At 72.4% G+C, this 11,036-nt stretch carries 11 protein-coding genes; 4 read left to right on the top strand and 7 right to left on the bottom strand.

Annotated elements, in window-relative coordinates:
- Positions 1-588: 588 nt before the first annotated feature.
- The gene (locus HUT18_RS01735) at positions 589-1,119 is read right to left on the bottom strand and encodes an Lrp/AsnC family transcriptional regulator (protein WP_176097146.1); all 531 of its coding nucleotides are present in this window, start codon (positions 1,117-1,119) and stop codon (positions 589-591) included.
- A gap of 970 nt (positions 1,120-2,089) precedes the next feature.
- Here HUT18_RS01735 and HUT18_RS01730 point away from each other — a divergent pair.
- Positions 2,090-3,610, top strand: a complete 1,521-nt coding sequence (locus tag HUT18_RS01730; RefSeq protein WP_176097144.1) for an FUSC family protein — start codon at positions 2,090-2,092, stop codon at positions 3,608-3,610.
- A gap of 190 nt (positions 3,611-3,800) precedes the next feature.
- Entirely contained in the window at positions 3,801-4,856 is a 1,056-nt protein-coding gene (locus tag HUT18_RS01725) for a lactonase family protein (RefSeq protein WP_254878383.1), read from the top strand.
- Positions 4,857-4,906: 50 nt separating this feature from the next.
- On the opposite strand, the gene HUT18_RS01720 is transcribed toward HUT18_RS01725, so the two are convergent.
- Both HUT18_RS01720 and HUT18_RS01715 read right to left on the bottom strand, forming a co-directional pair.
- Positions 4,907-5,830, bottom strand: a complete 924-nt coding sequence (locus HUT18_RS01720) for a sirohydrochlorin chelatase (protein ID WP_176097141.1) — start codon at positions 5,828-5,830, stop codon at positions 4,907-4,909.
- Positions 5,831-5,968: 138 nt separating this feature from the next.
- Entirely contained in the window at positions 5,969-6,946 is a 978-nt protein-coding gene (locus tag HUT18_RS01715; protein WP_176097139.1) for an N-acetylglucosamine kinase, read from the bottom strand.
- 311 nt (positions 6,947-7,257) lie between these two features.
- Here HUT18_RS01715 and HUT18_RS01710 point away from each other — a divergent pair, with 311 nt between their 5' ends.
- Positions 7,258-7,935, top strand: coding sequence for a uracil-DNA glycosylase (locus HUT18_RS01710; RefSeq protein ID WP_176097137.1), 678 nt, complete (start codon positions 7,258-7,260; stop codon positions 7,933-7,935).
- Positions 7,936-8,024: 89 nt separating this feature from the next.
- Here the strand turns inward: HUT18_RS01710 and HUT18_RS01705 are convergent, their stop codons facing one another.
- The gene (locus tag HUT18_RS01705; RefSeq protein WP_176097136.1) at positions 8,025-8,408 is read right to left on the bottom strand and encodes a hypothetical protein; all 384 of its coding nucleotides are present in this window, start codon (positions 8,406-8,408) and stop codon (positions 8,025-8,027) included.
- Between the two features lie 185 nt (positions 8,409-8,593).
- Between HUT18_RS01705 and HUT18_RS01700 the strand changes: the two genes are divergently transcribed.
- Complete coding sequence (locus HUT18_RS01700; protein ID WP_176104229.1) at positions 8,594-9,001, top strand: MarR family winged helix-turn-helix transcriptional regulator; 408 nt, start codon at positions 8,594-8,596, stop codon at positions 8,999-9,001.
- Between the two features lie 94 nt (positions 9,002-9,095).
- Here HUT18_RS01700 and HUT18_RS01695 read toward each other — a convergent pair whose 3' ends face one another.
- From HUT18_RS01695 to HUT18_RS01685, 3 genes are read right to left on the bottom strand one after another with little or no spacing between them, the layout of a single operon-like run.
- Positions 9,096-9,875, bottom strand: a complete 780-nt coding sequence (locus HUT18_RS01695) for an FkbM family methyltransferase (RefSeq protein ID WP_176097134.1) — start codon at positions 9,873-9,875, stop codon at positions 9,096-9,098.
- Positions 9,872-10,111 carry a Trm112 family protein gene (locus tag HUT18_RS01690; protein ID WP_176097132.1) on the bottom strand — a complete coding sequence of 80 codons (240 nt, stop codon included), beginning with the start codon at positions 10,109-10,111 and terminating at the stop codon, positions 9,872-9,874. The genes HUT18_RS01695 and HUT18_RS01690 overlap by 4 nt, the downstream gene beginning before the upstream one ends.
- Entirely contained in the window at positions 10,101-11,033 is a 933-nt protein-coding gene (locus tag HUT18_RS01685) for a hypothetical protein (protein ID WP_176097130.1), read from the bottom strand. Before HUT18_RS01685 ends, HUT18_RS01690 begins: the two co-directional genes overlap by 11 nt.
- Positions 11,034-11,036 lie beyond the last annotated feature (3 nt).

Here is an 11,036-nt window from a genome sequence, read left to right as displayed (position 1 = left end):
GCTGATTTTCGTCGGTCTGAGCCACGTCGATCCTTGTCCCGGCCGCAGTGCACTGCGTTGCAGAGTCCTCACCTCGCTCCGAAGCCGAATGTTTGATTCCGCTTTTTAGCGTCGCCGCAATGAGGTGCTTGCGTCCGGTTCCTGCTTGCCTGGTCGGCAAGAATTGACAGATGTTCTGCTTGTGACCTGCCGGTCCTGCCTGGCTGAAAAGGATGCGTCACGACCTCCCGGCTGGGCGAAATCTCGAAGAACTCTCGACAAGCGGTGGTGAGCGCCAGGGGGAAGGCTGCCCCCTGAATTGAGCTGCCGAAATTTCACACCTGCTTGCCCGGGTCGTCAATGGCCGGGGAGGGACGGAATCATGCCAGTCCGATGGGCGAAATGTTCGGTTCGTCAGCGAAAGGAAGGTCGGTCTTGTCCGTTCCTGCTCGCCCTTTACCGATTGTTCGCTGGCCGATTCTCTTTACAGGCTGTTTATGTAACGTGCCGCTCCGCTTCCAGGCGTAGCGGGGGCGGCGGTTCGCGCGGCCGGGGGCGCCGTCGTCAGGCGCACCGCCGGGGATCGGGGAGCGCGGGGCGGCGCGGAAATCAGTGCCGCGGACGCGTCCCGGGCGCCGGCGTCGGACGAGAACCGGTGGTCGGCGGCTCCTGTGCGGCCCGCCCGATCGATTCGACCAGCGGCAGAAGGCGGTGCGGAACGCGCTGGCGCAGTGCGACCTCGGTGCGCGTGCGCACCACTTCCGGCAGCCGGATGAGCTGCTGGATCACGTCCTCCAGGTGTGCGGCGTCGCGCGCCACGACCCGCGCGAGCAGATCGCCGCCGCCGGTGATCGAGTGCGCCTCGACGATCTCCGGGATCGCGGCGAGCTCCTCACCCACGTCGTCGAGATGTCCCTGGGTCACCTCGATGTGCACGAAGGCCAGTACGGGATGGCCCAGGGCGGCGGGGGAGAGCGCCGGACCCGCCATGGTGATCACGCCGTCGCGCTCCAGCCGGTCGAGCCGGGCCTGCAGCGTGCCCCGTGCGATGCCGAGGATGCGCGCGTACTCGCGCACCGACGTCCGTGGCTGTTCGAGCAGCAGGCGCAGGATCCGGGTGTCCAATGCGTCCACGGGCATGGGCCGTCGGCTCCTCTGTGGTCGGGTTCGGGTGCTCATGACTGTACCGATGGCTCAGCGCTTCGGCCCTCACTTGTGCCACCGCTCCGGTCGGCCTAGCTTGCGCACATCGATGGCGCCGCGAAGCGCCGCCCGTCAATGGCGCCGGGCCGGACTCGCGGCGCCATTGCCATGTACACCGCACACTTGGCGCCGATCGTCGATGTCTTCAGACGTTTGGCGATTTCCGCTCGCACGCGTATCGAATTCGACCGACCGGGCGGTGGCTGGCGTCTACATCCAAACCCCGGTGTGTCCGTGTCCGCTGACCGAACTCCCGTGTGTGCGACCGGTGTTGGAGCCGCCGCGCGGTTCTCGCGAAGGCGACCCCGGCGCGCCTCGCGCGGTCCCCTGCCGTATTTCGGCGTCGCGTGGCCAATGGCTCGGCTTGCCGGCCATTGGCAGGCGATCCGGATTTCGGCCCGCTGTCGCGATTCCCGTGGCCGGTACTGGCCCTATTGGGAATCCCTGCCTGTGAAGCGGTAGTGAAGTTCCTGCGGGCATTGTCGTCCCGGCGGTGTGGGGAATTGCCTCCCTCGGTCGCGGAGGAGTGGGTGCGGAACGCGCGTAGAAGTGAGAAGGGTGTGCCCTCTCTGTGACGTGTGCGCGGCGGCCTGGATGAGATGCCGCCCGACGGTCCATGAGGTAGCCGTCCGTGCAGGCTGCCCGTGAGGCGTGGGGTGCGGCCGCCGTCCCAGGCCGCGCCGCACGGCGCCCACCCTGCCCGCCTCCGCACGGCCCTCCCGCCGACACCCTGGTCCATTGGCTCCCTGTGCGGCCGACCTTCCTGCCCTCTGCTGTGCCAATGGCTTGGTGCAATGGCCTGCGGTTGAGCCGACAGGGTTCCGGGTGGTGTCATGGATGCACCGATGGCGCTGCGGAGATCCGTGGCGCCATTTTCGTGCCGGGAACACAACAAGTGGGGACAAGGGTGCTGAAGACGATGCTGATCGCCGCGGATCCGGGACGGGTGCGCCTTCGCAGCGCGAGCCGTGCCGTTCTCGGCGTCGGCCTGGCGGTGGCGGTGTGCGCACTCACCGGTTTCTCGCTCGCGGCCGTCATCGTGGCCGGTCTTGCCGCCCTTCTCGCCCTGTTCACGGTCACCGACGCCACGGTGCGCGCGCAGTTCCGCACCACGGCACTGCTGCCGGTGGCGGGCTTTCCCGTACTCGCCCTCGCAGCGCCCCTGCACGACCACCCCCTCGCCCGTGACCTGGTCTTCCTCGCCGTCGCGGCCTCCACCGTCTATGTGCGCCGCTGGGGCCCGCGCGGACACGCCCTGGGCGTCTTCGCGTTCATGACCTTCTTTGTGGCCCAGTTCCTGCGCACCACGCCCGGCCAGCTCCCCGAACTCTTCTCCGCGGTCCTGCTCGCCCTCCTCGCCTCCTCGACGGTCCGCTTCGGACTCTGGTGCTTCGAGCGGAACCTCCCGGCGGCCGTGCCTCCGGCGCTGCCCCAGGGCAGCGGCCTGGCACGGACCACCACACGGCAGGCGGTACAGGTGGGCGTCGCCGCGGCCTTCGCCCTCGGCGCGGGGCAACTGCTCTCACAGGACCGCTGGTACTGGGCCGTCGGCGCGGCATGGTGGATCTTCGTCAACACCTCCGCCCGCGGCGAGACCCTGCTGCGCGGCTTCCGCCGGGTGCTCGGCACCGTGGTGGGCGTACTGGTCGGCCTCGTCGTCGCGCTGCCGGTGAACGGTGCCCTGGCCCCCACGGCCGCCCTGGTCGCGGTCTGCGTGTTCGGCATCTTCTACACCGCGCCGGTCTCCTACAGCTGGATGATGCTCGCCGTGACCCTGATGGTCTCGCTGTTGTACGGCGTGGTCGGAACGCTGGAGCCGAGTCTGCTCCTGCTGCGGTTCGCGGAGACCGGAGTCGGCGCGACCGGCGCGGTCCTCGCCGTCGTCTTCGTCCTCCCGGTCACCACCCACGCGACCACGCACGCCTGGATCGAGCGGGCCGTGCACAGCGTGCACCGCTGCACCACCGAGGCCGCCCGCAGACTGGCCGGTGACGCCTCGGCCGACCCGGCGCCGCTCGCCGCGGAACTGGAGACGGTACTGGGCCGCGCCCGCCTCTCCCTGGCCCCGCTGCTCCACCCGCTGAACCCGATGCGGGCCCGCAAGGCCAGGGCGCGGCACATCCTCGCCCTGCTCGACGACTGCGCCCGTGAAGTGCGCGGTCTCGCCGCCGTCGCCGCGGACCCGCAGGCCTCGCACGACGCACGGCTGACCGCCGCCTGCGACCGTGTGGAGGCCGCCGTGCACGCCCTGGTCCGGCCCGGCGCGCGGCCCGCGGCCGACGCCGCGGCCGCGCAGCGTGAAGTGTCCCCGCACCACCACCCCGGAGCCGAGGCCGCCCTGCGCCACCTGCGCGGACTGGAACGCCTGCTCACCGACCTGGCGGCACCGCTGCACACGTCCCCGCGCGCACCCCAGGTCGGCTCCTGACTCTCGTACCACCGCTCTCCCGCACCGCCCGCGAGCACCGCCGCCCGGCCTGCCCGCCGCGCCCCGCGCACCTGCGCCCATGCGGACCAGCCGCACCGGGCGCAGGGTGAATCCCGGGGCAGGGCGCCGGAGCGCACCCGTGCCCGCTGTTAGCGTCGGGCGAAACTGGGCGGACCTGGAAGGGGTCGCGGTGGCAACGGGTGACGGGGCGGGCAGCTACGCGTACATCGGATCGTTCACGACGGCGGGCGGCCTCGGCGTCACCAAGGCGGCCGTCGATCCCGGCACCGGCGCCCTCACCGTCCTCGGCAGCAACGACGAGGTGGCCGACCCCTCCTACCTGGCCCTCTCCGCGGACGGCGCCCTGCTCTACGCGGTGAGCGAGGCCGACCAGGGCGCGGTCGCGGCCTTCCGGACGGACGGGGAGAAGCCGGAACTCGCGGCGCCCCCTGTCCCGGTGCACGCCGCGGGCCCGACCCACCTGACCCGTTACGCGGACCACGTCCTGACCGCCAACTACGGCTCGGGCAGCATCACTTCGGTCCCGCTCACGGCCGACGGCACACTGGCCGCCGTTCCGTCCGGGATCCTCCAGCACGAGGGTTCGGGGCCGCACCCCCGGCGTCAGCAGGGGCCGCACGCGCATCAGGTGGTGACCGACCCGAGCGGGCGGTGGGTGGTGAGCGTGGATCTGGGCACCGACTCCGTGCGGGTGTGCGCGCTCGACGCCGACGGCGCCCCGCTGCTGCACCGGGAGACGGCGCTGCGGCCCGGCTCGGGCCCGCGCCACCTGGCCTTTCACCCCGAGGGCCGGATCGCCTACGTGATCAATGAGCTGACGACCAGCCTGACCGTCTGCCGCTGGAACCCCGAGGAGGGGCGGCTGAACCCGCTCAGCGAGGCCGATCTGCTGCCGAGGGCCCCGGCCGGTGACGCGCTGGGCTCCGAGGTGGTCGTGGACCCGCGCGGCAGGTTCCTGTGGACGGCGACCCGGGGCGAGGACGTGATCTCGCTGTTCACCCTCGACGCCGGGGGTGAACGGCCCACGCTCGTGGGAACCGTCCCCTGCGGAGGCCACTGGCCGCGCGAACTGGCCCTGTCACCGTCCGGGCGCCATCTGTACACCGCCAACGAGCGCTCCGGTCAGATCACCTGGTTCGCCGTGGACCGGGAGAGCGGAACGCCGAGGCAGCTCGGATCTGTCGAGACCCCGGCTCCCTCGTGTGTGGTCTTCGGTGACCGCTGAGCCGGTCCCGGCGGCCTGCCTGCCCCGGGAACGGCTCGTGCGGAGCACCGTCAGCGGCTCGGCGTGCCCGAGGGCTGCTGGGTCCTGATGCCGAGGGCGTTCGCGTACATCTGCAGGGCCAGCTTGCCGATCGCCGGGTAGGCGCCGAGCGGTTCCGCGGCGGCGCAGCCCGCTTCGGCGGCAGCCGAGGCGAGCAGCCCCTCCTCCAGCTCCGGACCGATCAGGTACGGGGCGAGCGCCAGCTGCGTGGACCCGGAGGACCGCAGCTGTTCGGCGGTGGCGGCGATCGCGCCCTCCTGGTCCAGGGCCGCGGCCATCACGGGCACCGCGAGGCGCGCCGCGAGCAGCATCCCGGTGATCCCCGCGGCCTGGGCCGCGTCCTCGCCGCCGACCGAGGCGAGGATGATCCCGTCCGCGGCGGTCGCGACGGTGAACAGCCGGGCGCGGTCGGCACGGGCCAGACCGGACTCGGAGAGCCGTACGTGCAGGGCCTCGGCGAGCAGCGGGTGCGGACCGAGTACGTCGGTGAGCTCCGCCGCCGTCCGGCTCTCGTTGAGCGCGAGCCGGATCCGGCGCAGCAGCGCGCTGTCCGGACCCGCGAGCAGCGGCACCACGACGGCCACCGGTCCGTCCGGCGCGGGCTCCTCCGAACCCGCGGCGCGGGCCAGCTCCCAGCGCGCGGTCCGCTCCTGGGCGGCATGCGCCAGGACGGACTGCAGCGTGGGGTACTCGGCGTCGTCGCCGTCCAGGTAGCCGATCCGCCCGTCGAGGCCGGGCAGCTCGGAGCGGGCGATGCTGACGACCTCCTCGGCGAGCGACCTGATGGCCGGGCCGGGGGTGCCGGGCACGGCGAGGACGAACGCGGGGGCGCCCTCGGGAGCCACCACGGGTTCCGGGCGGCGGTGCCGACCGGGCTGGCGGGGTCGCGGCATTCGTACTGGCAGGCCGGCAGCGGGCCCAGTGGGGGAGCTCATGGCGCCGCATGCTACTGGCTGACCGGCCACTCTTGTTGGGCGAGGGGCAGGTGGGGGATGTATGTGCGGATTTGTCCGCGCCGAGCCCGGTCAGTGGCGTCACCTGCGGGAATCGCGTGTGAGCGGGCGCGTACGGGCTCAGTCGTCCGCCGCGAGCCAGAGCATCCGCGCGTCGGCCGGAAGCCCCGGGTCGCCCGAGGCGAGACCGAGAGCGAGCCGGACCGCGCCGTCCAGGGGATCGCCGCCCGCCGGAACGGCACGCGCCTGCGGAACACGCCGGGCGAGCTGCTCGCCCAGCGGCGCGAGCAGCGGTTCGCCCAGGTTCAACAGGCCGCCCGTGAGGGCGAGTTCGGGTTCCCCGGTGGTCGGTGTGACGGCCGCCGCGCAGTCCGCGATGTGCTCGGCCGCCGCGCGCAGGATCGCCTCGGCGACCGGGTCGGACGGCGCGCAGGCGGCCACCTCCGGAGCGAAGGAGGCGAGAACGGCGGGGCGGTCGGTGCGTGGGTAGAGCTGTGCGGGCAGCGCCCCGGCGGGGCCGAAGCGCTGTTCGGCCCGCTCCAGCAGTGCCGTGGAGCCGCCGGAGCGCCCGTCGTACGCGCGCAGGGCGGCCTCGAGACCCGCCCGCCCGATCCAGGCGCCGCTGCCGCAGTCGCCGAGCAGATGACCCCAGCCGTCCGCCCGGCGCCAGGAGCGCAGGTCGGTGCCGAGCGCGATGAGGCCGGTTCCGGCGGCGACCACCGCGCCGGGTCGCGGCCCGAGCGCTCCGGCGTACGCGGTCACCGCGTCGGCGGCCAGCGCCAGACGGCCGGCGCCGTAGGTGTCCCGCAGCGCGCCGGGCAGTTCGGCGCGCAACCGGTCCCCGAGGCTGGCCATTCCCGCCGCGCCGACCGCGACCGCCGCGAGCCGCTCGGTGCCCGCCCGCGCCATCAGGTCCGAGGCCAGCGGCGCGAGGAGTTCGAGCAGATGGCCCGCGTCGATACCGTCCGCGCCGGTCCGTACCGGAACCGTCGAACGCACCGGCCCCAGACGGCGTTCGGTCCCCTCGGCCAGACTCGCCCGCAGCCCCGAACCGCCCGAGTCCACACCGAGCACCCACTGCCCCGCCGGGCCGCTCACGGCAGCCGCCGGTCGGCGCGCGGCAGGGAACGGGCCTTGTGCGGTACGGGAGTTCGGCGCTCCGGGACTCCACGGCGAGGAGTCGGGCCGGCGTGACGACCACGGCGATGCGGTGTGACCACTGGCGGCAACAGGCTCTCCCTGCTTCCTTCTGCTTCCGTGTGACTGCTTCTCCGCGACCGGCGCTTCACCTGTGGGAGCGACCGGTCGGGAATCCCCGGGGGACGAAAGCCTACGCGCCGAGTGCCGTGCGTGCGGGGGGCGTTCCGCGTTGTGCGTGGGTGGGGGGTGTGCCAGTAGAGTGACGCGGCGTGACACGACGACCCTTGCATGAACTTGTCGAAGCGGGCTGGGCGAAGGCTCTGGAGCCGGTGGCCGAACGTGTCGCGGCGATGGGCGACTTCCTCCGCGCCGAGATCGGGGCGGGCCGGACGTACCTTCCGGCCGGGGAGAACGTGCTGCGGGCCTTCCGGCAGCCGTTCGACGACGTACGCGTCCTGATCGTGGGCCAGGACCCCTACCCCACGCCCGGGATGGCCATCGGGCTGAGCTTCGCCGTGGCGCCCGAGGTGCGGTCGCTGCCGGGCAGTCTGGAGAACATCTTCCGGGAGATGAACGCGGACCTGGGGTCGGCCAGACCGTCGAACGGGGACCTCACGCCGTGGGCGGAGCAAGGGGTGCTGCTGCTCAACAGGGCGCTCACGACGGCTCCGCGCAAGCCCGGGGCGCACCGGGGCAAGGGCTGGGAGGAGATCACCGAGCAGGCGATCCGGGCGCTGGTCGCGCGCGGGGGCCCGCTGGTGTCGATCCTGTGGGGCCGTGACGCGCGCAATCTGCGGCCGCTGCTCGGCGACTATCCGTCCATCGAGTCGGCGCATCCCTCGCCGATGTCGGCGGACCGCGGCTTCTTCGGCTCGCGGCCCTTCAGCCGGGCCAACGATCTGCTGCTGCGGCAGGGCGCCAAGCCGGTGGAGTGGCAACTCCCTTAGAGCGCCGCCCTGGTGACGGCTCGCCGGCCGACCTGCGCGGCTCGCGCCCGGGTGTGGGCCGGAACCGCGGGTCCCGGCCCACCCGTACCTCAGGCGACCGCGCCCGCGATTCCGGTACGGCCTTCCGGAACGCCCACGATGGTCACGATCACTTCCTTGCGGATGTCCTCGCCGAGGACAGCGGCCATCGCGTCCGTGGTCGCGGCGACCAGCCGGGCGGGGGCGTCCGGCACCTCGGGAAGGTGGTAGGCCGCCTCGCGCATGCTGAGGGTGACCAGCGGGGCGTCGATCTCGGCGGGGACCCCGCCGATGCCCCGGCGGTGCTGCGGTATGCCGATCAGGTCCACCCCGACCAAGCGGCGGAAGTCGGAGCCGAAGACCGTGCCGACCGCGTCGGCGAGGGCGCCGATCAGCTTCGGTTCGACCGTTCCGTCGAGGGCTTCCTCGCGGATGTGCACGCTGTAGTGAGGCATGGTGGAGTCTCCGTTCGTCACCGGCGGGTGCCGCGGGGGACGTTTCACTTTGTAAGCAAAGCAAAACATCTTTGAGGTCAAAGATAAACGGGGAGGGGTGTGTGGTGTCAACGTCCAAGGCGCACCATGCCGTTGAGCGCGCCGGGAACGGAGTCGACGAGGCCGTCCGGGATCTGCTGCTGCTCATGCCGAGGATGGTGGGGCGGGTCAAGAAGATCCCCGTGCCCGAGGCGCTGCGGTCCTTCTCGCTGGCCCCGCGTCACCTCTCGCTGCTCTCGTATCTGCTCTTCGACGGCCCGATGACCGTGAACGAGCTGGCGGCCCGCCTCGGGATCGCCCCCACGACCGCGAGCCTGCTGGTCGGCGACCTGAGCAGGCAGGGCATCCTGGAGCGGCGCGAGGACGAGGCGGACCGGCGTCGGCGGATCATCGGCATCGCACCCGACCAGCAGGCCGCGATCAGCGCCTGGCTCGCCCCGGGCGCGGCGGCCTGGCGCACCGCCCTCGCTCCCCTGACACCGGATCAGCGACAGCTCTTTGTCGACACGCTGCGCGCTTACGACTCCGCGGTCGGCGGCGAAGAGGCGGGCTGAGGGGGCGGCCCGACATGCGGGCGCGGGCCGTGTCGTACGAGGGCGTGACCAGGCGCCACCTCGCACGTCCGTAGGGGCACCGCCACGTGCAGGGCTATGCCTGCGCCGCTCCCGCAGGCCGGCGGCCGTCGGGCAGGAACAGGACCGAGTTCACGTAGCGGGGCCCCGACAGCGGGAGTACGCGTCTGAGCAGGCCCTGTTGGACGACGTGGGCGGTGGCCGCCTGGTGGCTTTCGAGACCGAAGTCCCTCAGGGGAACCCAGTTCTTGGCGGGCAACACCCAGCCCTGGTAGCCGAGTTCGGCGAGGTGATCCACCACCGGCGCCACCGGCTGGATACGGGCTTCCAGTTCGATGAACAGCGCGGGGCGGTCGCGGGTGAGCAGTTCCCGGGCGCCGCGCAGGACGGCCTGCTCGTTGCCGTCCACGTCGATCTTGATGAAGCCGACGTCACTCAGGCCGAGACTGTCGAGGGTCACGGTGCGTACGTCGATCCCGCGGCCGTGGATGTCGCGCTGTACGAGCGAGGAGACACCGCGTTCGCCTCCGTCGCCCGCGGGCAGCCATAACCGCGCGGTTCCCGCGACGTCCGAGGCGGCGGCCTCGACGATCCGCATATTGGCCGGAGCGCTCGACCTGAGCAGCCCGGCCAGACGCGGTACGGGTTCGACGGTCACCACCTGGCGTGCCGTGCGTGCCAGCCGCCGCGACCAGGGCCCGTACCAGCCGCCCACGTCGAGCGCGGTGCCGCAGCCCGCCGGGCAGAGTTCGTCCAGGCGCGCGAGCTCGGGCTCGAAGCGGGTGTACAGGACCCGGGCCGTGGCCGCGACGAGACGGCTCGGCAGGAAGGGAGCGAGCCGCGCGGCGACGGTCATGAGGTGATCCGTTTCAGGAGCCGCTCGTGCTCCTGAGCGTCGACCTGCTCCCCACAGGCGGGCAGCAGTTGCGGTATGCCGTCGAGCACCGGATAACGGCGTTGCAGGCGTGGGTTGTAGAGGACGGTCCCCGGCGCCGGGGTGTCGGTGCCCGTCTCGTCGGGCAGCAGCAGATGGAGCGGGCCCTTGTCGAGCGGGCAGGCGAGGATCTTCAGCAACGCGTCGTCAAGTTTCACGGGGGATGAGCTCCTTGTGTGCGTGCCCCGTCGGCTGCGGCGGGGCGTCGTGCTTGGGCAGGGCGAGCAGGACGGACAGGGCGAGGACCGTGCCGCCCAGCCGCAGGGCGAGCTTCACCGGCTCGTGGGGGAGGGACTCGCCGAAGGCGAGGGTGCCGGTCACCGCGGTGTAGACCGAGGTGACCGTGGTGCAGACGGGCACGATCAGCGAGGCCCGGCAGCGCTGGAGCGCGGCCTGGGACAGGACGAGGCCGAACGGTCCGGTGCACAGCAGGAGATAGGGGTACGGGGAGCCGAAGAGGTCCGCCGCCGCGGCCACCGGGGCGTCGGTGAACCCCGTGAGATGACCGGACACTCCCTTGATGGCGAGCGAACTGACGCCGTAGAGGATGCCGAGGGCCACGCCGTAGGGGACTCCGGTGGTCGGCAGCCGGTGGCGGCGGCGGGCTCGGCGTTCCGCGCCCGCGTACAGCGACAGGCTCAGGGCGATGGAGGGCACCCCGATCGCCAGGATCACCGGCGCGGAGGCCTCGTCGCCGATCGTGTCCGTGCCCGCGCCGAGCGAGAGCACGATCATCAGCAGCGCGAGCAGGATCACGGCCATCGCCCCGCGCTCCCGCCCCGAGGTCTCCTCGCCGAGCAGCCGCGAGGAGAGCAGCAACAGGAGGACGAGACCGGAGACGAAGATGCCCTGGGCGGCGGCGACCGGCAGGGTGCGGTACACCAGGAGTTGCGCACCGAAGCCCGCCGCGAGGGCCAGCGCCCCCGCGAACCAGAGGGGGCTGCCGAGCACCAGCCGGATCAGCTGCGCCGGGCGGCGCACGTCGACGGAGGGCAGCGCGCCGAGCGCCCGCTTCTCCAGCACGAATCCCGTACTGAAGAGGACGTTCGCCAGGAGTGCGGCCGCCACACCCCACCACATGCC

Source organism: Streptomyces sp. NA04227 (assembly GCF_013364195.1).
Lineage (GTDB): Bacteria > Actinomycetota > Actinomycetes > Streptomycetales > Streptomycetaceae > Streptomyces.
This window is presented reverse-complemented; position numbering and strand designations above follow the sequence as displayed.

Excerpts from the sequence above, each read along its gene's own strand:
- HUT18_RS01700 (WP_176104229.1), top strand. The coding sequence starts at position 8,594 with ATGCCGAGGATGGTGGGGCGGGTCAAGAAGATCCCCGTGCCCGAGGCG.
- HUT18_RS01720 (WP_176097141.1), bottom strand. The coding sequence starts at position 5,830 with ATGAGCTCCCCCACTGGGCCCGCTGCCGGCCTGCCAGTACGAATGCCG.
- HUT18_RS01705 (WP_176097136.1), bottom strand. The coding sequence starts at position 8,408 with ATGCCTCACTACAGCGTGCACATCCGCGAGGAAGCCCTCGACGGAACG.
- HUT18_RS01695 (WP_176097134.1), bottom strand. The coding sequence starts at position 9,875 with ATGACCGTCGCCGCGCGGCTCGCTCCCTTCCTGCCGAGCCGTCTCGTC.
- HUT18_RS01735 (WP_176097146.1), bottom strand. The coding sequence starts at position 1,119 with ATGCCCGTGGACGCATTGGACACCCGGATCCTGCGCCTGCTGCTCGAA.
- HUT18_RS01685 (WP_176097130.1), bottom strand. The coding sequence starts at position 11,033 with ATGTGGTGGGGTGTGGCGGCCGCACTCCTGGCGAACGTCCTCTTCAGT.